Genomic DNA, 22,840 nt, shown 5'->3' on the forward strand with positions numbered 1-22,840 from the left:
AGAAGTACGGGGGCGGAGGGATGGCGCCCCTGAAAGGGGCGCGGGGAACTGCGCGACCAGCCGCAGCGGGCCCGCAGGGAAGCTACGGCCTATCCGGCAAGACCCGCGGAGCGAAACGCGTCGAGGCTCGGCTTGATGGTGGCCGTGGCCTGCGACGTCTCAGCGACGGCGTCGAGCGTCTTAAGGCCGTCCCCGGTGTTGAGCACGACCGTGGTGAGGGACGGGTCGATGAGGCCCGCCTCGACCAGCTTCTTGGTGACGCCCACCGTCACACCGCCCGCGGTCTCCGCGAAGATGCCCTCCGTGCGGGCGAGGATCTTGATCGCGTCGACGACCTGCTCGTCGTTCACGTCCTCCACCGCCCCGCCCGTACGACGCGCGATGTCGAGCACGTAGGGCCCGTCGGCGGGGTTTCCGATGGCCAGCGACTTGGCGATGGTGTTCGGCTTCTGCGGGCGGACCACGTCCTGGCCCGCCTTGAAGGCCGCCGACACCGGCGAGCAGCCCTCGGCCTGCGCGCCGAAGATCTTGTAGGGCTTGTCCTCGACGAGGCCGAGGGCGATGAGCTCCTTGAGCCCCTTGTCGATCTTCGTGAGCTGCGATCCTGAGGCGATCGGGATGACGAGCTGGTCGGGCAGCTGCCAGCCGAGCTGCTCGCAGATCTCGTACGCGAGGGTCTTGGAGCCCTCGCCGTAGTACGGCCGCAGGTTGACGTTGACGAAGCCCCAGCCCTCGCCCAGCGGGTCACCGATGAGCTCGGAGCAGAAGCGGTTCACGTCGTCGTAGTTGCCCTCGATGCCGACGAGCTCGCCGCCGTACACCGCGGCCATGACGACCTTGCCCTGCTCCAGGTCGTGCGGGATGAACACGCAGGAGCGGAAACCGGCGCGGGCCGCGGCGGCGCCGACGGCGCCCGCGAGGTTGCCGGTGGAGGAGCACGACAGGGTGGTGAAGCCGAAGGCGCGCGCCGCTTCGAGCGCCTGCGCGACGACCCGGTCCTTGAAGGAGTGCGTGGGGTTGCCGGAGTCGTCCTTGACGAACAGCTTGCCCTGTTCGACGCCGAGCTCCGCGGCGAGGTTGTCGGCCTTGACGAGCTTGGTCCAGCCGGGGTTCAGGTTGGGCTTGTCGGCCACGTCGGCGGGGACGGGCAGGAGGGGGGCGTAGCGCCAGATGTTGGCGGGGCCCGACTCGATCTGCTTGCGGAGGGCTTCCGGGTCACCGAGCGGCAGGTCGTACGCGACTTCGAGGGGACCGAAACACTCGGCACAGGCGAAGATCGGACCGAGCGGGAACTTGGTGCCGCACTCACGGCAGGAGAGGCCGGATGCGGGCCCGAGGTCTACGGAAGAGGTGGTGCTTTCGGTGGCGACAGTCTGCACAGCCATGGAGGCGAGGCCCTTTCTCCTCATCTTCCTCGCGACGCATCTCGCCACGAGACGGAATTGGCACCTTCCCGAGCCGGGAGCCTCGCGGCGCTTACTGCGCACACGGTGACGAATGCGTCTACCGACGCGTGGCGGCTGGGTGGTTGCCGGGGCTTCAACGGGCCGTATCCCTCTGCCCCTCTGGATGAGCGGTATTCGATTATGGGTTTCAGTTGTCGATCTCAACGCGGCGGCGACCCCGACATGCGATGGTCACCGGCGTTGTTCAAGACTGTAACCGAAGCCCCGGACCCTTGAGATAGTCGTCCGAACCGCGAGATGGATCACATATGGGAGGACCACGACCGTGCTGGAAGAGGTCGAGCACTGGCTGAGCAGGCGTTCCTGGTCCGTCGCCGACCGCCCGCGGGACCGGCTGGCCGCCGCGAAACGTGCGGGCGGCGCGTCGGTGAGCGTCGTGCTGCCCGCGCTCGACGAGGAGGGGACGGTCGGCGAGATCGTCGCCGAGATCCGTCGTGAGCTGATGGAGAAGGTCCCGCTGGTCGACGAGCTCCTGGTGATCGACTCCGGCTCCGGCGACCGTACCGCCGAGGTCGCCGCGGCCGCGGGCGCCAAGGTCGTCCACCGTGACGCGATCCTGCCGCGCGTGCCCGCGGTCCCGGGCAAGGGCGAGGTGCTGTGGCGCTCGCTGCTGGTGACGGGCGGCGACATCGTGGCGTTCGTCGACGCGGACCTGAAGGACTTCTCGGCGGACTTCGTCTCCGGCATCGTGGGCCCGCTGCTCACCGACCCGGACGTGGCGTTCGTGAAGGCGATGTACGACCGTCCGCTGGCCGGGGCCGCCGGGCAGGGCGGCCGGGTCACCGAGCTGATGGCGCGGCCGCTGCTGAACATGCACTGGCCGCAGTTGGCCGGTTTCGTACAGCCGCTGGGCGGTGAGTACGCGGCCCGCAGGTCGCTCCTTGAGCGGCTGCCGTTCCCCGTCGGGTACGGCGTGGAGCTGGGCCTGCTCGTGGACGCGCTGCACACCGTGGGCCTGGACGCGCTGGCACAGGTCGACGTGGGGGTGCGCAGGCACCGGCACCAGGACGGGCAGGCGCTCGGGCGGATGGCGGCGGCGATCTACCGGACGGCTCAGCTGCGGCTGGCGCGCGGGCATCTCGTACGTCCCGAGCTCACGCAGTTCGTCCGCGGCGAGCACGGGTTCGAGCCGAGGACCCATCCGGTGGACACGGAGGAGCGGCCGCCCATGGCCGATATCGACGAGTATGCGCACCGTCGCGTGGCGTAGCCACCGGATATGATCCGTTTTGCCTACATTGCCCTTTTATGTGGGTCAGACGTATGTGGGCACGAGATGCCATGAGAGCCATGCGGCGAGCGGGCGGACTGACACTCGCCACCGCCACCGTCGCCGCCGGGGTGCTCACCGCGACCGCGACACCCGCTTCCGCCGAGGTCATCGAGCCCTTCGCGAAGCGCTACGACGAATCGCTGTACGGGGACTTCAAGACCATCGGCAACACGGTCCTGGACTGCCCGACGAGCCCCGCCGACGTGGCCGCCTCCTGCGAGGAGACCCAGCAGGCCAAGGGCGCCAAGAACAACAACAACTTCGTCGAGCGCCGGATCGACACCGCGGGCCTGACCGGCACCTTCGACTCCAGCACCGGCCGGGTGACCGTCCCACCGGGCGCCCAGGTCGACTACGCGCGCCTGTTCTGGGGCGGCAACGCGGGCACGCACCGCTTCGGCAGGACCGTGCGCGACATCTGCGACCTCAACCGCGAGGGCAACAAGCCCGTGGACCCGGCGCCCGGCGACCCGCTCACCACGAGCCCGGTCATCCGCGTCGGCGGCGGCGCCCAGTCCACGGTGAACGTCGAGAACGCGGTCCGCTCCCCGAACGCGACGCAGGGCCCGCACTACTACACCGCCGAGGCCGACGTCACCGACGCCTTCCAGGGCGCGCCCACCGGCAGCCCCGTCGAGGTGGCCGTCGGCAACATCTGGGCGCCGTCCGGCCAGGGCTGCGTCGGCGGCTGGTCGCTGACCGTCGTCTACAAGTACGACGGGCCGAACGAGCAGTACGCGCCGGACCGCCGCAACGTCTACATCTGGGGCGGCCACGTCATCCAGCGCTCGACCAGGCGCGCCGCGGCCCCGGACGGCTCCACCACCGTCCCCGTCGACGGCTTCTACCGCACCGCGGGCGACATCCACGCCAGCGTGACCGCGTACGAGGGGGACTGGAACACCAAGGGCGACCGGTTCCTCGTCGACGGCAAACCGGTCACCGAGCCGCACTCGGGCAAGGCCGACAACTTCTTCGTCAGCGAGGACGACGGCGCGGTCGATCCCAAGTACCGCAACAACCTGAGCATCGACGCCAAGGCCTTCGAGGTGCCGGACGGGGCGATCCCCGTGGGCGCCACGTCGGCGAAGCTGACCTTCACCAGCACCGGCGACGTGTACGTCCCCTCCCAGCTGGCGCTCTCCGTGCCGGTGCCGGACCTGGAGGTCACCAAGACCGCCTCGCCCGCGAAGGTGAAGCCGGGCGACAGGCTGACGTACACGGTCAAGGCGAAGAACATCAGCAAACTGCCCTACCCCGGCGCGAGGTTCAGCGACGACCTGAGCGGCAACCTCGACGACGCGACGTACGACCACGACGTGAAGGCCTCCACCGGAACCGTCTCGTACACGAAACCGAAGATCGGTTACGTCGGTGACATCGGTCCCGGCGAGACCGCGACCGTCACCTACTCGGTCACCGTGAACGATCCGGTCAGCGGCGACGGCAAGCTGCTCAACAACGTCGACGTGGAGACCCCGCGCTCCAACTGCGACAAGGGCAGCACCGACCCGAACTGCACGTCCGAGCCGGTCATCGACATGCCCGTGCCGCCGGTCGTCGTGGGCAGCTCCCCCGCCCGGCGGACCGTCCCGGCGTGCGGCTCGACCACGAACACGATCACCGTGCGCAACCCGTCGCGCGACCCCCGCGTCGGCGCCACCGCGTCCTGGCCCGTGCGGCCCGGCAGCGAGCCCGTGGCCAGTGCGGGCAAGGTCACCAAGCGGGGCTCCACCTACGTGTGGAAGGGCAACGTCCCCGCCAAGGGCAAGGTCACCATCACCCAGAAGATCAAGGTGTCCTGCACCCCCGGCAAGGTCACCGTCATCACCGTGACGGCACCGGGCAGCAACTGCGCCAGGACGCGGCGCGGCGGCGACGACCCCTGCACCACGGCGATCCTCGCCCAGCGGGTGCAGGGCAGGGCCGCACCGGCACCGGAGCAGCCCGGACAGCCGCAGGCGGGACCGCAGCGGCCCAGCAAGCAGCCGCACCGTGCGCGCGGTGAGCTCGCCGCGGCGGGCCCCTCCTCGACCCTGTTCTACAGCGGGGCCGCGGCCGCGCTGTGCGGGCTCGGCGTGCTCGTGCTCGTCGCGGCACGCGGGCGCCGCGACTGACCCACCCGGCACGGCGGAGCACGGCGGCCGGACCTCCTTCCCAGGGAGTCCGGCCGCCGTACGTTTGAGGGTTTACGGGACTGGCTACGTTCTGCCACATGGTCTCCGAGTCCACATCGTCAGCAGCGCACGTCCTCGTCGCGTCCAACCGCGGCCCCGTCTCGTACAGCGTGGGAGAGGACGGGGAGCTGAGTGCCAAGCGCGGCGGCGGCGGCCTCGTCTCCGGGCTCAGCGCCATCGGCGACGACGCCGACGCCCTGTGGGTGTGCGCGGCGCTCGGCGAGGGCGACCGCGAGGCGGTGCGGCGCGGCGTCGGGGAGCCCGGCGTGCGGATGCTGGACATCGACGCGGCGATCCACGCGGACGCGTACAACGGCATCGCGAACTCGGTGCTGTGGTTCGTCCACCACATGCTCTACCAGACACCGCTGGAGCCGGTCTTCGGCCCGGAGTTCCGCACGCAGTGGGCGGCGTACGAGACGTACAACCGGGCGTTCGCCGAGGCGCTGGCCCGGGAGGCGGCGCCGGGGGCGGCGGTTCTGGTGCAGGACTACCACCTGGCGCTGGTGCCGGGCATGCTCCGCGAACTCCGCGAGGACCTGCGCATCGGCCACTTCTCGCACACCCCGTGGGCGCCCGCCGACTACTTCCGGATGCTCCCCGACGACGTGGCCGAGCAGCTGCTGCGCGGGATGCTCGGCGCGGACCGGCTCGGCTTCCTCACCGGGCGGTGGGCGGACGCGTTCACCGAGTGCTGCGTGCGGATCGTCGGCGGCACGTCGGGCACCCGGATCGGGGTGCACGGGCTCGGCGCCGACGCGGACTTCCTGCGGGAGCGGTCGCGGCGGGACGACGTCGAGGAGCGGATGCGGGCGCTGCGGGAGCAGGCGGGTGAGCAGGACGGAGAGGCCCGGAAGCTGATCGTGCGGGTGGACCGCACGGAGCTGTCCAAGAACATCGTGCGCGGCCTGCTGGCCTACCGGGAGCTGCTGGACACCCGCCCCGAATGGCGCGAGCGCGTCGTGCACGTCGCCTTCGCCTACCCCTCCCGGCAGGACCTCGCCGTCTACCGCGACTACACGGAGGAGGTCTCGCGGGTCGCCGCGGAGATCAACTCCACGTTCGGCACGGCCGGTTGGACGCCGGTCGTCCTGCACGTCAAGGACGACTTCGCGCGCTCGCTCGCCGCCTACCGGATGGCGGACGTGGCCCTGGTCAACCCCATCCGCGACGGCATGAACCTCGTCGCGAAGGAGGTCCCCGTCGTCTCCGACGAGGGCTGCGCGCTGGTCCTGTCGCGGGAGGCGGGCGCCCACGAGGAGCTCGCCGACGACGTCCTCTCCGTGAACCCCTTCGACGTGATGGCCACGGCCGAGGCGCTGCACGCGGGCCTCCTCATGCCGCAGGACGAGCGCGCCGAACGCACCAAGCGGCTCGCGGCGGCGGCGACGGCGCTGCCGCCCGCCCAGTGGTTCCTGGACCAGCTGCGGGCGCTCACCGGCTGACCCCGGGCAGTCCAAGCACCCCTTCCGTTTGTCCATGGGCGCCGGGGCGCGGGCGTCACTACGGTCCACGGCATGACTCTGCGTCGCACGAGCATCGTGGCAGCCGTGGTCCTGGCCGCGGCGGCGGCCCCGTTGGCACCTTCCGCCTCCGAGGCCTCCTCCGCCCCTTCCGCCTTTGTGAAGGCGTCCACCTACTACGTCGACTGCGCCGCGGGCGACGACTCCGCGTCCGGCACCTCCGCGAGGACGGCCTGGCGCACGGTGGCCAAGGCGAGCGGGCACGCCTTCGGCCCCGGCGACCGGCTCCTGCTGAAGCGGGGCACAAGCTGCACGGGGGTGCTGGCTCCCAAAGGTGCGGGTGCGGCCGGCGCCCCCGTGCGCATCGACGCGTACGGAAGCAAGCGGGCCGCCAAGCCGCACATCGAGGGCGGCGGCGCCCGCGCGGCCCTCCACCTGGTCGACACCGAGCAGTGGGAGATCCGGAACCTGGACCTCTCCAACACCGGACCCGCCACCACCACCGAGCGCCGCGCGGGCCTCTACGTCCGGCTGGCCGACTACGGCGTGGCCCACCACTTCGTCGTCGACGGGGTCGACGTGCACGACGTGAACGGCGCCGACTTCAAGGACCCCGACCCCAGCGGCGGCATCCTCTTCACCGTCCAGGGCACCGCGAAGCCCACCCGCTTCGACGGCGTCCGCGTCGAGAACTCCACCGTCCGCCACGTCGACCGCACCGGCATCGCCACCTCCTCCACCTGGGGCCGCGACGTCGAGGGCGCCAACTGGCTCTCCACCGGCGTGCGGTTCCGGCGCAACAAGGTGTACGACGTGGGCGGCGACGGCATCGTCGTGCAGAAGGCCAGGGGCGCGCTGGCGGAGCACAACTACGTCGACGGCTTCAACATGCGCTCCGGCGGCTACAACGCGGGGCTGTGGGCCTGGCAGTCCGACGACGTGGTCTACCAGTACAACGAGGTGACCGGCGGCCACGGGACGCGCGACTCCATGGCGTACGACATCGACGGCGGCAACAACCGCAACGTCTACCGCTACAACTACAGCCACGACAACGAGGGCGGCTTCCTGCTGGTCTGCAACGCCGAGGACACGATCAGCGACGGCAACCGCGTCCACGACAACATCAGCGTCAACGACCGCAACACCGCGTCGCCCTACGCCGTGATCTCCGTGGTCTGCGGCGCGTCGACGGACACGCAGGTCTACCGCAACACGGTCGTCACCGACCGCTCCGACACCGCCCTCGTCTCGAACAACGGGCCGTCCGGCGTCACCTTCCGCGACAACGTCTTCGTCGGCGCGCCCGGCGCGGGCTCCCCCATCAAGGACACGGTCAGCACCTACGAGGGCAACCTGTACTGGAACACCGCGCAGCCCCGCGACCCGAAGGCCGTGAACGCCGACCCGCGCCTCGTCTCCACCGCGCCGCGCGCCCCCGGCGACGTACGCCTGAAGCCCGGTTCACCCGCGCGGGGCGCGGGCACGCCGACCGCCGACGGGACCACGCACGACTACTTCGGCAATCGGATCCCGAACCCGCCCAACATCGGGGCGGATCAATCCAGTTGAACCAGAGATCAATCCAATTGAGCGCCGATCCACGACAGCAGCCGCACCACTCCGGCGGGACCGTCCACCACCAGGTCGGCCCGCCCGGCGAGCTCCGCGACCTCCGAACTGCCGCTGCACACGAGCAGACCCGCGACCCCGTCCGAGCGGAGCTTCTCCACGGCGCCGAACGCGGGCAGGTCGCCGAGGTCGTCCCCCGCGTAGAGCACGGACTCGGCGCCCACCTCCCGCAGGTACTCGGCGAGGGCCACGCCCTTGTCCATGCCGGGCGGCCGCAGCTCCAGGACGAGACGGCCGGGCTCGACGATCAGGCCGTGCCGGGCCGCCAGCTCGCCCAGCGGCTCCCGCAGCGCCTCGAAGGCCGCCTGCGGATCCTGTGCGCGGCGCGTGTGCACCGCGACGGCCCGGCCCTTCTCCTCGGTCCACGTGCCGCGCCAGGCGCCGATCGCGTCCAGGAACCCGGGGAGCTCGGCGCGCACGGCCGCGACCCCGGGATGCGGCTCGGCGGCGCGCACCGTGCCGGTGACGGCGTCCCAGCGCTCGGCGCCGTAGTGCCCGAGGACGACGAGGTGCTCCAGGCCCGGCACGCCCGCGAAGCCGCCGTACCGCACGGCGACGCCCGCGGGGCGGCCCGTGACCACCGCCACCGAGCGCAGCCGCGGGGCGAGCGCGGCGAGCACGGGCACCGCGTCGGGATGGGCGCGCGCCTGCTCGGGGTCGGGCACGATCGGGGCGAGCGTGCCGTCGAAGTCCAGTGCCACGACGGCCCGTTCGGGCCGGGCGAGCAGCGCGGCGAGACCGTCGCGCCCCGCCGGTGTCACGGGCTCGGGCCGGTCCGACAGTGAGTACGTAGGGTCACCCATGGGCCCGACCATAGTCGCGTCAGCGCTCGTCGCGCCGGGACTCCCGCACCCGGCGCAGCCTATTGACCGTAATCGGGTCGTGGGCGAGCGCCCGCGTGTCGTCGAGGAGGGCGTTCAGGATCTGGTAGTAGCGCACCGGGACCATCCCGAGCTCCTCGCGGATGGCACGCTCCTTGGCTCCCGGCCCGGTCCACTGCCGCCGTTCGAGCGCAAGCACGGCACGATCCCGCGCGGAGAGCTCGTCGGACTCGTGATCGGTCATGCCCGCACGCTACTCGGCGTTCTCCTCGGTCATCGCCCGGGTCTGGATCCGGCTCAGCACCGACTTGGGGTTGCCGCCCTCGCTGACCGTCTTGCCGATGTCCTTCTTGATGTCGGCCGAGACCTGCGCCCAGGACGTCTTGCCCACCGGGTACAGCTCGGAGGTCGGCAGTTCGTCGAGGAACTTGCCGAGCTCGGTGTGGCCGCGGTCCTTGGCCATCGCCTCGGACGCGGAGGTCGTCACCGGCAGGATGTCGTACTCGTTCGAGAACTCCAGCACGTTCTTCTTGCTGTAGGCGTAGTCCAGGAACTTGCCGACCTCCTTGCGGTGGCCGTTCTGCTTGAACGCCATCATCCAGTCGGCGACGCCCATCGTGCCCTGCGCCTTGCCGTTGACGCCGGGCGCCGGCACCATGCCGAACTTCACGCCCTTCTTGGCGGCCATCTTCATCAGCGTCGGGTGGCCGTTGAGCATGCCGACCTCGCCGCGGGAGAACGCCGCGAACGCCTCGGCACGGTTCATCTTCGAGGGCGGCGTCGGGCCGGTGAGGCCCTTGCCGACGAGCTCGTCCCTGAGCCAGTCGAACGTCTTGGCGTTCTGCGGGGAGTCGATGGCGTACGAGCCGACGTTGTCGGTGTAACCGCCGCCGCCGCTGAGCATCCACATCAGCGTCTCGGCGGGCGCCTCCTCGGGGCCCAGGGGCAGCGCGTACGGGATCTTCACGCCGCGCGCCTTCAGCGCCTTCGCATCGGACTGCAGCTCGCTCCAGCTCTGCGGGGGCGTGAGGTTCGCGTCCTTGAAGAGCTTGGTGTTGTAGAAGAGCAGGCGGGTCGAGGAGGCGAACGGCATGCCGTACTGGATGCGGTTGACCTCTCCGGCGCGCGAGAGGGGGGCCAGGAAGTCGGCCTGGGTGGCGATGGAGAGGAGCTCGTCGGCCTCGTAGAGCTTGCCCTGCGCGGCGTAGTCGGCGTACGCGCCGATCTGTGCCAGGTCGGGGGCCTCGCCCTTCTTGACCATCTCCTTGACCTCGCGGTCGACGTCGTTCCAGGAGTGGACGGTGACGTCGACCTTGATGCCGGGGTTCTCTTCCTCGAACCCCTTGGCGACCTTGTCCCAGTACTTCTGGGAGCTGTTCGCCGCGGAGTCGCCGTAGTCGGCGGCCACCAGCTTGAGGGTGACGTCGCCGGAGTCGCCGGGACCGCCGCAGCCGGCGAGTACGCCCGCCATGCCCAGTGCGGCCACCGCCGCGGTCAGTCCTGTCACGCGCCGCTGCACAGCTGTCCCACCCTCATTGCTTCCACGTTCCGGGCGCCTTTGCGCCCCCATGCCCTTGAACTGCTGAACTGCGAGTTTCCCCCGAGCCCGGACACAAGGTCTACACCACCCGAGTATCACTTGTGCAACGGCCTCCACAACGGCCCCCGCGCCGCCGCCCGCGGGCCTCCCGCCGGGCGGCCGACCATTGCAGCCCGCCCCTGGCTGCTGCTATGCACAGCACGTGCATGCCCAACACGTTCATGCACAGCACGTTCATGCACAGCACAACGGAAATCCCGCACCAGTACCGCACTGACGAGGAGCCTCGGCGCATGTCGCGTACCGCAGAAGAAATAGCCACCCAGCCCGCATGCTGGCGCCGGGCGGTGGAAGCGGCCGCCGCCTTCGACGATCTGCCCAGGCCCGGTGAGCGGGTCGCCGTCACCGGCTGCGGGACGTCCTGGTTCATGGCCATCGCCTACGCGACGCTGCGCGAGGCGGCGGGCCTCGGCGAGACGGACGCGTTCGCCTCCTCGGAGTTCCCGGCGGGCCGCAGCTACGACCGCGTCGTGGCGATCACCCGCTCCGGCACGACGACGGAGGTCCTCGACCTCCTGACCCGCCTGAAGGGCACGGTCCCGACGCTCGCGCTCACGGCCGACCCGAAGACCCCCGTCATGGACGCGGCGGACGCGGTGGCGGTCCTGGACTGGGCGGACGAGGAGTCGGTCGTCCAGACCCGCTTCGCGACGACGGCCTTCGCCTTCCTGCGGGCCGGGCTCGGCCACATACCCGGCCTGAAGACGCTCGACGAGGCGGCGGTCGACGCGGAGCTCGCGGTGACCGAGCCGCTGCCCGCGTCGGTGGTCGAAGCGGAACAGTGGACGTTCCTCGGCCGCGGCTGGACGTACGGCCTCGCGCTCGAAGCGGCGCTGAAGATGCGGGAGGCCGCGGGCGCGTGGACGGAGTCCTACCCGGCGATGGAGTACCGCCACGGCCCCATCTCCATCACCGGCCCCGGCCGGGTGGCCTGGATGTTCGGCACGCTGCCGGAGGGTCTGGCGGCGGACGTGTCCCGGGTCGGCGGCGAACTGGTGGCCCGCCAGGAGTCGGACCCGCTCGCCGACCTCATCCGCGCCCAGCGCCTCGCCGTGGCCCTCGCGGAATCCCGCGGCTACGACCCGGACCACCCGCGCAACCTGACGCGGAGCGTGATCCTCAGCTGATTCTGGCGGGGGCGCCCGGAACGGCGGAAGACGTGACCGGCGCCCCCGTCGCGCCCCTCTCCGGGGCAGACCACAAGCGGACAGGTCACCCGAAAAGGACCTTGGACCCGACACGGGTACCCGAAGTGGACTAGACCTCTCACGGGTGACGCGCGAGACTGTCCCCCGTGAGACACGTCATCGCCCTCGATGTGGGCGGCACCGGAATGAAGGCCGCCCTGGTAGGGGCGGACGGCACGCTGCTGCACGAGGCGCGCCGCCCGACAGGACGCGACCGCGGCGCCGACGCAGTCGTCGAGAGCATCCTCGACTTCGCCGCGGCCCTCCGCGCCCACGGCATCGCCCACTTCGGCGAGCCCGCAGCCGCGGCAGGAGTGGCCGTCCCCGGCATCGTCGACGCCGAGCGCGGCACAGCCGTCTACGCGGCCAACCTCGGCTGGAGCGACGTCCCCCTGCGGGACCTCCTCAGCGCCCGTCTGGAAGGCGTCCCCGTGGCCCTCGGCCACGACGTCCGCACGGGCGGCCTCGCCGAGGGCCGCATCGGCGCGGGCAAGGGCGCAGACCGGTTCCTGTTCGTCCCCCTGGGCACCGGCATCGCGGGCGCCATCGGCATCGGCGGCGCCATCGAACCCGGCGCCCACGGCTCGGCAGGCGAGATCGGCCACATCGTCGTGCGCCCCGGCGGCCCGCCCTGCGGCTGCGGCCAGCACGGCTGCCTGGAGCGCCTCGCCTCCGCGTCCGCGGTCAGCAAGGCGTGGGCCGAGGCGAGCGGCGACCCGGAGGCGGACGCCGCGGACTGCGCGAAGGCCGTGGAGTCCGGCGACCCGCGGGCCGAGGAGGTCTGGCGGAACGCCGTCGACGCCCTGGCCGACGGTCTGCTCACCGCCCTCACTCTGCTGGACCCGCACACGCTGATCATCGGTGGCGGTCTGGCCGAGGCCGGGGAAACGTTGTTCACGCCGCTGCGGGCCGCCGTCGCGGCACGCATCGTCCAGTTCCAGACGCTCCCTGAGATCGTCCCCGCGGCCCTCGGCGACACCGCGGGCTGCCTGGGCGCGGGCCTGCTGGCCTGGGACCTCGTAGACCGGAAGACCGCCACCACCCCCGCCGACACCGCACCCACCCCCACTGACACGGACCCCACGGAGGTATCCACCTGATGGCCACTAGCAAGGTTCTCGCCGGTGCACAGGTGGTACTGCCCACCGGGACCCTCACGAACGGCCGAGTCATCGTGGAGGGCTCGCGTATCGGCGATGGGGGTACCTCCCTGCTCGAGCGCAGCCGAGAGCTTGGGGGAGCTCCCGCCGATGCCGAGACCCTCGACCTCACCGGCCACTGGGTGGTCCCCGGCTTCGTCGACATCCACAACCACGGCGGCGGCGGCGCCTCTTTCACCTCCGGCACCGTCGAGGACGTGCTGAAGGGCATCCACACCCACCGCCTGCACGGCACGACCACCGTCGTCGCGTCCTTCGTCACCGGCGAGATGGACTTCCTGATCCAGCGGGCCGGGCTGCTCTCCGAGCTCGCCGAGCAGGGCGACCTCGCGGGCATCCACTTCGAGGGCCCGTTCATCTCCCCGTGCCGCAAGGGCGCCCACGACGAGACGCTGCTCCGCGACCCCGACCCCGCCGACGTGCGCAAGCTCGTCGACGCGGCCCGCGGCCACGCCAAGATGGTCACGCTCGCCACCGAACTCCCGGGCGGCCTGGACTCCGTGCGGCTGCTCGCCGAGCACGGCGTGATCGCGGCCATCGGCCACACGGACGCCACGTACGAGCAGACCGTCGAGGCGATCGACGCGGGCGCCACCGTCGCGACGCACCTCTTCAACGCCATGCCGGGCCTCGGCCACCGCGTCCCAGGACCGATCGCCGCCCTCCTGGAGGACGAGCGGATCACCGTCGAGCTGATCAACGACGGCACCCACCTCCACCCGGCCTCCTTCGAGCTGGCCTTCCACCACGCGGGCGCCTCCCGCGTCGCGCTGATCACCGACGCGATGGACGCGGCGGGCTTCGGCGACGGCCGCTACATGCTCGGCCCGCTGGAGGTGGAGGTGAAGGACAGCGTGGCGCGGCTCGTCGAGGGCGGCTCGATCGCGGGCTCCACCCTCACCCTGGACCGCGCGTTCAAGCGCTCGGTGACCGTGGACGGGCTGTCCGTCGAGGACACCGTCCGCGCCATCTCCGCCAACCCGGCGAAGCTCCTCGGTCAGTACGACACGGTGGGCTCCCTTGAGCCCGGCAAGGACGCGGACCTGGTGGTCCTGGACGCGTCCTTCGACATCAAGGGCGTGATGCGCAAGGGCGAATGGGTGGTTGAGCCCGTTTAACCCCTTCTGATAACCCCTCCTGAACTCAAGGCGGTTGGCCCTCACCTCTGGGCCAACCGCCTTCTGTTTGGCATGATCAGAACCCTGAAAACGCCGCACGTACAGGTACTTCGGGGGTGGTACGAGTGATCCTCACCGTCACGTTGAACGCGGCCCTCGACATCACCTACCGCGTCCCCGCCCTCACCCCGCACGCCTCGCACCGCGTCACCGAGGTGACCGAACGCCCCGGCGGCAAGGGCCTGAACGTCGCCCGCGTGCTCGCCGCCCTCGGCCACGACGTGACCATCACCGGCTTCGCGGGCGGCGACACCGGCCGCACCCTGCGCGAGCGCCTCGCCGCCGAACCGCACCTCACGGACGCCCTCGCCCCGGTCGCGGGCGCCACCCGCCGCACCCTCGCCGTGGTCGACGCGGCGACCGGCGACACCACCCAGCTCAACGAGCCGGGCCCGGCCGTCACCCCCGCCGAGTGGACCGCCTTCCTGGACTCCTACGAGGAGTTGGTGCACCGCAAGGGCCTGACCGCGGTCGCCCTGTGCGGCAGCCTGCCCCCCGGCGTCCCCGTAGGCGCGTACGCCAGCCTCATACGGTCCGCACGGACCGCCCGTGTCCCCGTCCTGCTCGACACGAGCGGGGAGCCGCTGCGCCGCGGCGTCGCCGCCCGCCCTGACATCGTCAAGCCCAACGCGGACGAGCTCGCCGAGCTCACCGGCTCCCACGAGCCCGCACAGGCCACCCGCGACGCCCGCCGCAGGGGCGCACACGCCGTGGTCGCCTCGCTCGGCGCCGACGGCCTCCTCGCGGTGACCGCGGACGGCGGCTGGCGGGCGCGGCCCCCGAAGCGGGTGCGCGGCAATCCGACCGGCGCGGGCGACTCGGCGGTCGCGGGGCTGCTCTCCGGCCTGGCCGAGCGCCTCCCGTGGCCGGACCGCCTGGCCCGCGCCGTGGCCCTGTCGGCCGCGACGGTGGTGGCGCCGGTGGCGGGTGAGTTCGACCCCTCGACGTACAGAGATCTGCTGCCTCGTGTCGCGGTGACCGGGCAGGTCACCGCGGCCTGAACCACCGCACCGCCTACAGCAATTGGGGAGCACCGTGCCACTGGTCAGCACCGGCGAACTCGTCGCGGAGGCCCGCGCCGCGGGTCACGGCGTCGCCGCGTTCAACGTCATCACCCTGGAGCACGCGGAGGCGGTCGCGCTGGGCGCGGAGCGGGCCGGGGCCCCCGCGATCCTGCAGATATCCGAGAACGCGGTGAAGTTCCACGGCGGCCGCCTGTCCGCCATAGCGGCGGCGACGTCGGCGGTGGCCCGCGCCTCATCGGCCCGCCTCGCGCTCCACCTGGACCACGTGATGGACGTCGAGCTGCTGCGGGCCGCGCACCCCGAGGGCTTCAGCTCGGTGATGTTCGACGCGTCGAAGCTGTCGTACGGCGAGAACGTGAAGGCGACGGCGGACGCCGTCCGTTGGGGCCACGAGCGCGGCATCTGGATCGAGGCGGAGCTCGGCAAGGTGGGCGGCAAGGAGGGTGAGGCCCCGCTGGACGCGCACGCGCCGGGGGTGCGCACCGATCCGGCGGAGGCGGCCGCGTACGTCGCGGAGACGGGCGTGGACGCCCTCGCGGTGGCGGTGGGCTCCTCGCACGCCATGACGGAGCGCACGGCGGCCCTGGACCACGAGCTGATCGGCTCCCTCACGGCGGCCGTGCCCGTGCCCCTGGTGCTGCACGGTTCGAGCGGCGTGCCGGACGACGAGATCCGGCAGGCCATCACGTCCGGCATGGTGAAGATCAACGTGGGCACGGCCCTCAACACCGCGTTCACGGGCGAGGTGCGCGCCTACCTCGGCGCCCACGAGACGGGCGTCGACCCCCGGAAATACCTCGCCCCGGCTCGCGAGGCGATGGCCGGGACGGTGGCGGGGTTCCTGGGGCTGCTGAAGTAGCCGTTACCGGGTGACCAGTAGTCAGCCGTTGCTGCCCTCTACGAGCCACATCTGGTCGATGTTCGCCCCGGTCGTCCCGCACAGGTCGCTCTGGGCGCAGGTGAGCGTGACGGTGTTGGTGCCCTTGGTGAGCTGGACCACCGCCCAGGTGTTGGTCCAGCCCTTCTCCCAGTTCCCCTCTTCCCCGTGCGCGAAGTTCTTCATGTTCAGGGGACGAGTCTGCTTCTTGCCGTTGACGAGGATGGTGGCGTTGGAGTCCTTGCCCGGGACTCCGTAGTTCACGCGGAGGCTGTACGCCCCGGCCTTGGGGATGCCGTTGACGGTCCACGTCACCTGGGCGCCGACCTTGTCGAACCCGGCCACGTAGACCCCGCCGGCGGCCTTGGCGCCTTCGATGTCGGAGGCCGTGCTCGTGCCGCCCTCCAGCTTCAGGGCCTTCGCGTCCGTCTTGGGCAGCTTGACCTTCTTGTCGGGCTTCTTCTCCGGCTTCTCGCTGGGCTGCACGGACTCGGCCTGCGACGGCTTGCCGCCCGCGTCCGCGCCCTCGTCCTTCTTGTCCCCGCCTCCGAAGATCATCGCGGCGCCGATGCCGATGGCGACGACCGCCACCACGGCGATGGCGGCGATCAGCAGCCCCTTGGTGTTGGGGCCCCTGCCGCGGCCGCCGTCCGCGGGCGCGTACTGGGGCGACCCGACGGGCGCACCGCCGGGCTGCGCCTCGGGGGCGGTGTAGTGGGCGTTGGGCTGGCCGTAGGCCTGCTGCTGGGTCTGCTGCGGGACCTGCTGGCCGCCGTAGGTCTGCTGGCCGTACGCCGGGCGCCGGTCGCCGACCGCTCTGACCTGGTTGTACGAGGACCGGGGACCCGGGTACCCGTAGCCGCCCCCACCGCTGGGCGGGGTCGCGCCGGCGGCCTGTCCGTCCTCGTACAGGTAGCCGAACGGATCGTCGTCGCCCTGCGGCGCGCTCGGCGTGTTCTCGCCGTTATTGCCGGGCGTCATTCCCTGGTCACTCCCTCACATCGCTGACGCGGGGAGCCTACCCGGTCCCAGTACGGCCAAGGGGTGGCGTTGACCTCATCCAGGTCGTTATCCGGCCCGCCTGTGCTGCTTGGCACGTGACCGTTTCTCCACGTACATCCGCTGGTCAGCGGAGTGCAACACTTCGTCGGCGGACATCCCGCAGTGGGCCCATCCGATGCCGAAACTGGCCCCTACGCGCACGGCCCTTCCGTCGACCCGGATCGGCGGGATGATCGCGTTCCGCAGCCGGACGGCGAGGTCCTGCGCGTCGGCGCGGCCGAGTCCGTCGGCCAGGACCACGAACTCGTCGCCGCCGAGCCGCGCCACCGTGTCCCCGTCCCGGACCCCGCTGGTCAGGCGCCTCGCGACCTCGATGAGGACGGCGTCGCCGGTGTGGTGGCCGAACCGGTCGTTGATGGACTTGAAGCCGTCGAGGTCGCAGAAGAGGACCGCGAGGCCCTTCGTGCCGTCGTCCACGTCGTCGTCCCCGCCCTCGGGGGCGACGGTGTGCACGTGGTGGTCGAAGCCCTCTTCCTGCTGGTGCGAGGAGTGCCCGAAGTCGAAGCCGTGTTCGTAGGCGGCGTCCAGGGAGTCCACCGCGCTGGGCTGGCCCGCGTGGGGCCTGCGACAGAGGCGGGCGCTGAGGCGGGCGCGGAGCTCGGCGGAGTTGGGCAGTCCGGTGAGGGAGTCGTGGCTGGCCCGGTGGGCGAGCTGCAGCTCGCGGCGCTTGCGGTCCTCGATGTCCTCGACGTGCGTGAGGAGGAAGCGGGGCCCGTCGGCGGCGTCCGCGACGACGGAGTTGCGCAGCGACACCCATACGTACGTCCCGTCGCGCCGCGCGAGCCGCAGTTCGGCGCGGCCGCCCTCGGCGGAGGTGCGCAGGAGCGTGCCGATGTCCTCGGGGTGCACGAGGTCGGAGAACGAGTAGCGCCGCATGGCCGACGCGGGCCTTCCCAGCAGGCGACAGAGCGCGTCGTTCGTGCGCAGGATCCGCCCGTGCTGGTCGCCGCCCATCTCGGCGATGGCCATGCCGGACGGCGCGTACTCGAAGGCCTGCCGGAAGCTCTCCTCGCTGGCCCGCAGTGCCTGCTGTTCGCGCTCCAAGCGGACCAGGGCGCGCTGCATGTTGGCCCGCAGGCGGGCGTTGCTGATCGCGATGGCGGCCTGGAAGGCGTACATCTGCAGGGCCTCGCGGCCCCAGGCGCCGGGCCTGCGGCCGTTGCGCGGCCGGTCCACGGAGATCACGCCGAGCAGCTCGCCACCGGCTGCCCCGGTCGCGTACATGGGGGCGAAGAGGCGGTCCGAGGGGTGCCACTCGTCCTCGAAGCGGGGCTCGGGCCCTTCCGTGTACCACTGCGGGACGTCGTCGTCGTCGAGGACCCAGCCCTCGGTGTACGAGATGAAGCGCAGGGCCCCCCAGGCCTCGCCCATGGCGAGGCGGCGCTCCCAGGCGTCGCGGGAGCCGACGCGTCCGGTGATGAGGGCCTCTGCGGAGGGGTTGCCGGCGAAGGCGGCGACGACCAGGTCGCCGTCGGGGCGCACGAGATTGACGCAGGCCAGCTCGTAGCCAAGGCCGTTGACGACGCCGTCGGCGACGGTCTGCAGCGTGTCCGCCAGGCTCCGGGCCGTGTTCAGCTCCGCTACCACCTGGTGCAGCTGCCGCAGGGTCGCAAGACGGACGTACGGCTCCGACTCGGTCTCCATGCTCGTTCTCCCCGAGACCTCGACAGCAACTCCAGGATGCGCAGCGCCCGCAGTGTTCTTCGGTGTGGACCTCTGTCGGCGATGGTCTTCGATGACCTTGCGCCTTTGTGCCCTCAGTGTCTTATTGCCACCGTCACTGAATCACAGCGAGCTGCCCACCCGGTACACAGGGTCAACAAAATATGGGTCCTGTGACTCAAGTCACAGGTGAGAAGCCGCCGTTGGTCCAGTCCCTTGGACTAGTCCACCGCATCGCGCGGCACTGCGTGCCAACTTTGCCGAGTCCGCTGAAGTCTTTACCCGGTCCGCGCAACCCGGCCCGCGCAAGCGCTCGTGTCCGCCGTCGGTCCTAGGACTCCTCTGGGCCCACAGCCCGATGTTTCAGGGGGCACGCACCGGCTAGCTTCGACGATGTGGCTCACGTACTGAAGACTCTCCCGGCCCCGCCTTCCCCACGCCTCCCGTCATCGGATGGGCATGCTGATGGGGTGAGCAACGACGAGTTCCGCGCGGCGATGTCCCGCCTGGCCGCGGGTGTGGTCCTGGTGACGGCGCGCGAGCCCGGCCTGGACCCGGACGACCCGACCGCCCCTGCGGGCGAGGACGTGGGCATGACGGCCACGGCCTTCCTGTCGGTCTCCCTCGACCCGCCCCTGGTCATGGTGAGCCTGCGCGAGGGCTCCCGGATGGACGACCTGCTGGCCGAGCAGCCGCTGTGGGCGGTGTCGGTGCTCTCTGAAAGCCAGCGCCACATCGCGGGCCGCTTCGCGATGAAGGGCCGGATCAGCGACCGGCTGCTCTTCGAGGACATCCCGTACGTACGGGGTGCGGCGTCGGGCGCCCCGCTGATGGGCGGCGCGCTGTCGACGCTGGAGTGCCGCACGGAGCAGACGGTTCCGGCGGGCGACCACACGCTGGTGATCGGCCGCGTGCTGACCGCGTCGCTGCCGAGCGGTGAGGGTGGGCCCCTCACGTACTTCCGGGGCCGCTACCGCCAGCTGGACTGAAGCCCCGCCCTGTCAGGGGCGCTAGCCCCAGCCCTTGCCCGAGCGGCCCCGCTTGGTGTCACCGCGCTGCTTCTTGTTGCGCAAACGGCGTTCGTTGATGCCGCGAGGGACCTTCGTGGCGCGGCGCGGCCTGGGCGGCGGGGCGGTGGCCTCGGCGAGCAGGGACGCGAGCCGGGTGGCTGCCATCTCCCTGTTCCGCCACTGGGAGCGGTGCTCGCTCGCCCGCACGCTGACGACGCCGTCGACGAGCCGGGACTCGAGCCGCTCCAGGGCCCGCTGCTTCCACACCTCGGGGAGCGCGTCGGTGGCGGCGAGGTCGAACCGCAGCTCGACCTGGGAGTCGGTGGTGTTCACGTGCTGCCCGCCCGGCCCTGACGACCGCGAGAAACGCCACATGAGCTCGGCCTCGGGCAGGGAGACGGAGCCGCGGATGACATGGGGACCGGACATGCCCCTATGGTCCCGCGTCTGTCGGGCTCACGTCACGCTCTTTTCCCGCGAGTAAAGAAAGTAAAGCGATGTGGAACCCTGGGGACCCTGGTCCGCGTTGTTAGGGGTGACGGTAGCTTCGTCCCCAGTACGAAGCCCGTACGAATGCAACGAGGGAAGGGACTCCCAACAATGGCAGTAAGCCTGTCCAAGGGTGGCAACGTCTCGCTCACCAAGGAGGCTCCGGGCCTGACCGCCGTCACCGTGGGCCTCGGCTGGGACGTCCGCACCACCACTGGCACCGACTTCGACCTGGACGCCTCCGCGATCGCGGTGAACACCGAGGGCAAGGTCTACTCGGACGGTCACTTCGTCTTCTTCAACAACAAGGCGACGCCGGACCAGACCATCGTCCACACCGGTGACAACGTCACGGGCCAGGGCGAGGGCGACGACGAGCAGATCAACGTGAACCTCGCGGGCCTCCCGGCCGACATCGAGAAGATCGTCTTCCCGGTCTCGATCTACGACGCCGAGAACCGCTCGCAGAACTTCGGCCAGGTGCGGAACGCCTTCATCCGCATCATCAACCAGGCCGGTGGCACGGAGATCGCGCGTTACGACCTCTCCGAGGACGCCGCCACCGAGACCGCCATGGTCTTCGGCGAGCTGTACCGCAACGGCGCGGAGTGGAAGTTCCGCGCGGTCGGTCAGGGCTACGCCTCGGGCCTGGTCGGCATCGCCCAGGACTTCGGCGTGAACGTCTGAGCGAGCGTCCGCGGGACGTGACCGGCTGAGATCGGCCGGAAGTTCGAGGGGCCCCGGTGGCAGTGCCGCCGGGGCCCTTCGGCGTTCCTGCGCCCGCCCCTTTCCACCTCTTCCGCCGCTTCCGCCCCTTCCCTCCCCTACGCTCTCCGCCATGATCGCCGAACTGCAATGCGTGGTCCTCGACTGTCCCGACCCCACGGCCCTGGCGGAGTTCTACCGCACGGTCCTGGGCGGCACCGTGAACCAACCGGACCCCCGCTGGTCCACCGACGCCGAATGGGCGACCCTGCACACCCCCACGGGCCAGGTCCTGGCCTTCCAGCGCGCCCTGGACCACGTCCCGCCCCGCTGGCAGGACCCGACGTCCCCCCAGCAGTTCCACCTGGACCTCCAGGTGTCCGACCTGCACGCCCCCCGTGAGCAGCTCATCGCGGCAGGCGCGGTCCTGCTCGACGAGCACACGGGCGGCACCTCCTGGCACGTCTACGCGGACCCGGCGGGCCACCCGTTCTGCCTGGTCCGCCACTGATCCCGCCCCTCGGCCCACCCCCGGACCGTCCCCCGGGATTTACAGGAGCCCGACTATTCTGGATACTGTAATAGTCAGAGACGCCGACTAGAGCACCCGTCGGAAGCGCCGAACCCGTCGAAAAGGAGGACCCCGTGGCCGCACCCACCGCCTGGACCCGCGCCGCGCTCCCCCTCTGCCTGCTCGGAATCCTCGACGGCGAGCCGAAGAGCTACGGGTACGCCCTGCTCAGCAGGCTCGGCGACGCCGGGCTTGACGGGGTGAAGGCCGCGACCCTCTACCCCGCACTCGCGCGCCTCGAAGAGGAAGGCGCCGTCGAGGTCGAGTGGGGCGCCGGTGACGGCGGCCCCGGGCGGAAGTACTACCGGATCACCGAGGAGGGGCGAGCGAGGCTGCGGCGTGACCAGGCCGCGTGGGGGGACTTCTCCCGGACCGTCGACTCGCTCCTGCCCGCCAAGGGGGATGCACATGAGCAAGACACCTGCGCCTGAGCTCAGCTGGGCGCGCAAGGAGGACCAGGACTGGGCCGACGCCGTCCAGGTGCGGCTCGCGTTCGACGAGGACGCGCCCGTCGGATTCGCCGACGAGATCCTCGCCGAGGCCCATCAGCTCGTCGAGGAAGCCGGGCAGCCCGCCCGGGAAGTGTTCGGCGACCCCGCCGCGTACGCCCGTACGGCCGCCGCCGAGCGGGTCAGCGAGCGGTACCGGGCCGGGATCGACACGCGGGGGCTGCGCCCCGGGGAGCGGATCGCCGCCTCGCTCGGCTCCCTCGGGTTCCTCCTGTTCGCCCTCTTCGGCCTGGCCTGGATCCAGGACGGCCTGTGGGTCGGCGTGAGCTGGTCCGCGGTCGCGGGCTTCACGGGGATCGCGGTGGGCGTCTCGGCGGGGTGCGTCGCCTTCGTCGCGCGCGCCGCCGGGCTGTTCCGTGGCATGTGGTGGTTCCTGGCGGGCGCGGCCGTCGCCCTGGCGGGCGCGATCGCCCTCATCGAAGTGCTCCCCGACGAGCGGCTGTTCCGCGTGCCCGCCCCGGTCCTCATGGTGTGCGGCGCCCTGCTGTGCGTCGCCGCGTTCCGGCTCCCCGAAGCCACGATCGACCGCTGGTTCACCCCGGCCCGCCCGGACGGCGGCCCCGACGACGAGCGGTGGCTGACCCGTCTGGAGGGCCTGCTGCGCGGGCGGCACGGCATGAAGGCCGCCGAGGCCCGCGCCCACGTGAAGGAAGTGCGCCAGCACCTCGCCGCGGCCCCCGGGAGCGGGCGCGCCGAGGACGCCTTCGGTGACGTCGAGATCTACGCCCTGCGGCTCTCCGAGGGCCCGCGCAGGCAAGAGCGCATCACGCGCCAGAAGTTCTACGGCGCCTTGGCCTCGGCCGTGCTCTTCGGTGTCCTCACCGTCGACAGGATGCTCGACCCGCAGGGGCGCTCCTCCGGCTGGGTCGCCTGCTTCGTGGGCGCGTTCGGTTGCTCGGCCTGGGGTGCGGTGAGCGAATGGCGCACCCTGCGCAAGCAGCGCGCGGCCCTGGAAGCGCCCAGGCCATAGCCT

The 22,840-nt window shown here is 71.4% G+C and carries 21 protein-coding genes and 1 riboswitch; of the genes, 14 read left to right on the forward strand and 7 right to left on the reverse strand.

Annotated features, from left to right (window positions below; translation table 11 throughout):
* Positions 1 to 89 precede the first annotated feature (89 nt).
* Complete coding sequence (gene thrC, locus AC068B_RS18310; RefSeq protein ID WP_478672567.1) at positions 90 to 1,385, reverse strand: threonine synthase; 1,296 nt, start codon at positions 1,383 to 1,385, stop codon at positions 90 to 92.
* Between the two features lie 17 nt (positions 1,386 to 1,402).
* Positions 1,403 to 1,576, reverse strand: a riboswitch (SAM riboswitch).
* 155 nt (positions 1,577 to 1,731) lie between these two features.
* Here thrC and AC068B_RS18315 point away from each other — a divergent pair.
* The 4 genes from AC068B_RS18315 to AC068B_RS18330 all read left to right on the forward strand — a co-directional run bounded on the left by AC068B_RS18315 (position 1,732) and on the right by AC068B_RS18330 (position 7,951).
* On the forward strand, positions 1,732 to 2,676 hold the full coding sequence (locus tag AC068B_RS18315) for a glucosyl-3-phosphoglycerate synthase (RefSeq protein WP_478672568.1): 945 nt from the start codon (positions 1,732 to 1,734) through the stop codon (positions 2,674 to 2,676).
* Positions 2,677 to 2,756: 80 nt separating this feature from the next.
* Positions 2,757 to 4,856 (forward strand): DUF7927 domain-containing protein, encoded by a 2,100-nt coding sequence (locus AC068B_RS18320; protein ID WP_478672569.1) that lies wholly within the window; start codon positions 2,757 to 2,759, stop codon positions 4,854 to 4,856.
* 98 nt (positions 4,857 to 4,954) lie between these two features.
* Positions 4,955 to 6,361, forward strand: a complete 1,407-nt coding sequence (locus AC068B_RS18325) for an alpha,alpha-trehalose-phosphate synthase (UDP-forming) (RefSeq protein WP_478672570.1) — start codon at positions 4,955 to 4,957, stop codon at positions 6,359 to 6,361.
* Between the two features lie 72 nt (positions 6,362 to 6,433).
* Positions 6,434 to 7,951, forward strand: coding sequence for a right-handed parallel beta-helix repeat-containing protein (locus tag AC068B_RS18330; protein ID WP_478672571.1), 1,518 nt, complete (start codon positions 6,434 to 6,436; stop codon positions 7,949 to 7,951).
* An 8-nt stretch (positions 7,952 to 7,959) separates the two neighbouring features.
* On the opposite strand, the gene otsB is transcribed toward AC068B_RS18330, so the two are convergent.
* The 3 genes from otsB to AC068B_RS18345 are packed head-to-tail and all read right to left on the reverse strand — an operon-like array spanning position 7,960 to position 10,351.
* Positions 7,960 to 8,814 carry a trehalose-phosphatase gene (otsB, locus tag AC068B_RS18335; RefSeq protein WP_478672572.1) on the reverse strand — a complete coding sequence of 285 codons (855 nt, stop codon included), beginning with the start codon at positions 8,812 to 8,814 and terminating at the stop codon, positions 7,960 to 7,962.
* 19 nt (positions 8,815 to 8,833) lie between these two features.
* A complete protein-coding gene (locus AC068B_RS18340; RefSeq protein ID WP_055567260.1) occupies positions 8,834 to 9,076 on the reverse strand; it encodes a DUF3263 domain-containing protein in 243 nt (80 codons plus the stop codon).
* A gap of 9 nt (positions 9,077 to 9,085) precedes the next feature.
* Positions 9,086 to 10,351, reverse strand: coding sequence for an ABC transporter substrate-binding protein (locus AC068B_RS18345; protein WP_478672574.1), 1,266 nt, complete (start codon positions 10,349 to 10,351; stop codon positions 9,086 to 9,088).
* Positions 10,352 to 10,665: 314 nt separating this feature from the next.
* On the opposite strand from AC068B_RS18345, the gene AC068B_RS18350 reads away from it, so the two are divergent.
* The 5 genes from AC068B_RS18350 (at position 10,666) to AC068B_RS18370 (ending at position 15,841) form a co-directional block, all read left to right on the forward strand.
* A complete protein-coding gene (locus AC068B_RS18350; RefSeq protein WP_356266664.1) occupies positions 10,666 to 11,559 on the forward strand; it encodes an SIS domain-containing protein in 894 nt (297 codons plus the stop codon).
* A 167-nt stretch (positions 11,560 to 11,726) separates the two neighbouring features.
* Positions 11,727 to 12,719, forward strand: a complete 993-nt coding sequence (locus tag AC068B_RS18355; RefSeq protein ID WP_478672575.1) for an ROK family protein — start codon at positions 11,727 to 11,729, stop codon at positions 12,717 to 12,719.
* Positions 12,719 to 13,897, forward strand: a complete 1,179-nt coding sequence (gene nagA, locus AC068B_RS18360) for an N-acetylglucosamine-6-phosphate deacetylase (protein ID WP_478672577.1) — start codon at positions 12,719 to 12,721, stop codon at positions 13,895 to 13,897. The genes AC068B_RS18355 and nagA overlap by 1 nt, the downstream gene beginning before the upstream one ends.
* Positions 13,898 to 14,022: 125 nt before the next feature.
* On the forward strand, positions 14,023 to 14,958 hold the full coding sequence (locus tag AC068B_RS18365; RefSeq protein ID WP_478672578.1) for a 1-phosphofructokinase family hexose kinase: 936 nt from the start codon (positions 14,023 to 14,025) through the stop codon (positions 14,956 to 14,958).
* A 34-nt stretch (positions 14,959 to 14,992) separates the two neighbouring features.
* Positions 14,993 to 15,841 carry a class II fructose-bisphosphate aldolase gene (locus AC068B_RS18370; protein WP_478672579.1) on the forward strand — a complete coding sequence of 283 codons (849 nt, stop codon included), beginning with the start codon at positions 14,993 to 14,995 and terminating at the stop codon, positions 15,839 to 15,841.
* Positions 15,842 to 15,862: 21 nt separating this feature from the next.
* On the opposite strand, the gene AC068B_RS18375 is transcribed toward AC068B_RS18370, so the two are convergent.
* Together AC068B_RS18375 and cdgB are read right to left on the reverse strand one after the other, a co-directional pair.
* The gene (locus AC068B_RS18375; protein ID WP_478672580.1) at positions 15,863 to 16,840 is read right to left on the reverse strand and encodes a carbohydrate-binding protein; all 978 of its coding nucleotides are present in this window, start codon (positions 16,838 to 16,840) and stop codon (positions 15,863 to 15,865) included.
* 87 nt (positions 16,841 to 16,927) lie between these two features.
* A complete protein-coding gene (gene cdgB / locus AC068B_RS18380) occupies positions 16,928 to 18,565 on the reverse strand; it encodes a diguanylate cyclase CdgB (RefSeq protein ID WP_478672581.1) in 1,638 nt (545 codons plus the stop codon).
* Positions 18,566 to 19,080: 515 nt separating this feature from the next.
* Between cdgB and AC068B_RS18385 the strand changes: the two genes are divergently transcribed.
* Positions 19,081 to 19,572 (forward strand): flavin reductase family protein, encoded by a 492-nt coding sequence (locus tag AC068B_RS18385; protein WP_478672735.1) that lies wholly within the window; start codon positions 19,081 to 19,083, stop codon positions 19,570 to 19,572.
* 21 nt (positions 19,573 to 19,593) lie between these two features.
* On the opposite strand, the gene arfB is transcribed toward AC068B_RS18385, so the two are convergent.
* A complete protein-coding gene (gene arfB, locus AC068B_RS18390; protein WP_478672582.1) occupies positions 19,594 to 20,022 on the reverse strand; it encodes an alternative ribosome rescue aminoacyl-tRNA hydrolase ArfB in 429 nt (142 codons plus the stop codon).
* 171 nt (positions 20,023 to 20,193) lie between these two features.
* On the opposite strand from arfB, the gene AC068B_RS18395 reads away from it, so the two are divergent.
* From AC068B_RS18395 to AC068B_RS18410, 4 genes are all read left to right on the forward strand, one after another.
* Positions 20,194 to 20,769 carry a TerD family protein gene (locus tag AC068B_RS18395; RefSeq protein WP_055567315.1) on the forward strand — a complete coding sequence of 192 codons (576 nt, stop codon included), beginning with the start codon at positions 20,194 to 20,196 and terminating at the stop codon, positions 20,767 to 20,769.
* A gap of 151 nt (positions 20,770 to 20,920) precedes the next feature.
* Complete coding sequence (locus AC068B_RS18400; RefSeq protein WP_478672583.1) at positions 20,921 to 21,298, forward strand: VOC family protein; 378 nt, start codon at positions 20,921 to 20,923, stop codon at positions 21,296 to 21,298.
* A 134-nt stretch (positions 21,299 to 21,432) separates the two neighbouring features.
* On the forward strand, positions 21,433 to 21,789 hold the full coding sequence (locus AC068B_RS18405) for a PadR family transcriptional regulator (RefSeq protein ID WP_478672585.1): 357 nt from the start codon (positions 21,433 to 21,435) through the stop codon (positions 21,787 to 21,789).
* Positions 21,767 to 22,837: a hypothetical protein gene (locus tag AC068B_RS18410; RefSeq protein ID WP_478672587.1), complete on the forward strand. Its 1,071-nt coding sequence runs from the start codon at positions 21,767 to 21,769 to the stop codon at positions 22,835 to 22,837. Before AC068B_RS18405 ends, AC068B_RS18410 begins: the two co-directional genes overlap by 23 nt.
* Positions 22,838 to 22,840 lie beyond the last annotated feature (3 nt).

It is taken from the genome of Streptomyces sp. NPDC042371, assembly GCF_056437465.1.

Bases quoted from the DNA above. Each gene is read 5' to 3' on its own strand.
- thrC (WP_478672567.1), bottom strand. From the start codon at position 1,385: ATGGCTGTGCAGACTGTCGCCACCGAAAGCACCACCTCTTCCGTAGAC.
- AC068B_RS18320 (WP_478672569.1), top strand. From the start codon at position 2,757: ATGCGGCGAGCGGGCGGACTGACACTCGCCACCGCCACCGTCGCCGCC.
- AC068B_RS18325 (WP_478672570.1), top strand. From the start codon at position 4,955: ATGGTCTCCGAGTCCACATCGTCAGCAGCGCACGTCCTCGTCGCGTCC.
- AC068B_RS18330 (WP_478672571.1), top strand. From the start codon at position 6,434: ATGACTCTGCGTCGCACGAGCATCGTGGCAGCCGTGGTCCTGGCCGCG.
- otsB (WP_478672572.1), bottom strand. From the start codon at position 8,814: ATGGGTGACCCTACGTACTCACTGTCGGACCGGCCCGAGCCCGTGACA.
- AC068B_RS18340 (WP_055567260.1), bottom strand. From the start codon at position 9,076: ATGACCGATCACGAGTCCGACGAGCTCTCCGCGCGGGATCGTGCCGTG.
- AC068B_RS18350 (WP_356266664.1), top strand. From the start codon at position 10,666: ATGTCGCGTACCGCAGAAGAAATAGCCACCCAGCCCGCATGCTGGCGC.
- nagA (WP_478672577.1), top strand. From the start codon at position 12,719: ATGGCCACTAGCAAGGTTCTCGCCGGTGCACAGGTGGTACTGCCCACC.
- AC068B_RS18375 (WP_478672580.1), bottom strand. From the start codon at position 16,840: ATGACGCCCGGCAATAACGGCGAGAACACGCCGAGCGCGCCGCAGGGC.
- cdgB (WP_478672581.1), bottom strand. From the start codon at position 18,565: ATGGAGACCGAGTCGGAGCCGTACGTCCGTCTTGCGACCCTGCGGCAG.
- AC068B_RS18385 (WP_478672735.1), top strand. From the start codon at position 19,081: ATGTCCCGCCTGGCCGCGGGTGTGGTCCTGGTGACGGCGCGCGAGCCC.
- arfB (WP_478672582.1), bottom strand. From the start codon at position 20,022: ATGTCCGGTCCCCATGTCATCCGCGGCTCCGTCTCCCTGCCCGAGGCC.
- AC068B_RS18395 (WP_055567315.1), top strand. From the start codon at position 20,194: ATGGCAGTAAGCCTGTCCAAGGGTGGCAACGTCTCGCTCACCAAGGAG.
- AC068B_RS18400 (WP_478672583.1), top strand. From the start codon at position 20,921: ATGATCGCCGAACTGCAATGCGTGGTCCTCGACTGTCCCGACCCCACG.
- AC068B_RS18410 (WP_478672587.1), top strand. From the start codon at position 21,767: ATGAGCAAGACACCTGCGCCTGAGCTCAGCTGGGCGCGCAAGGAGGAC.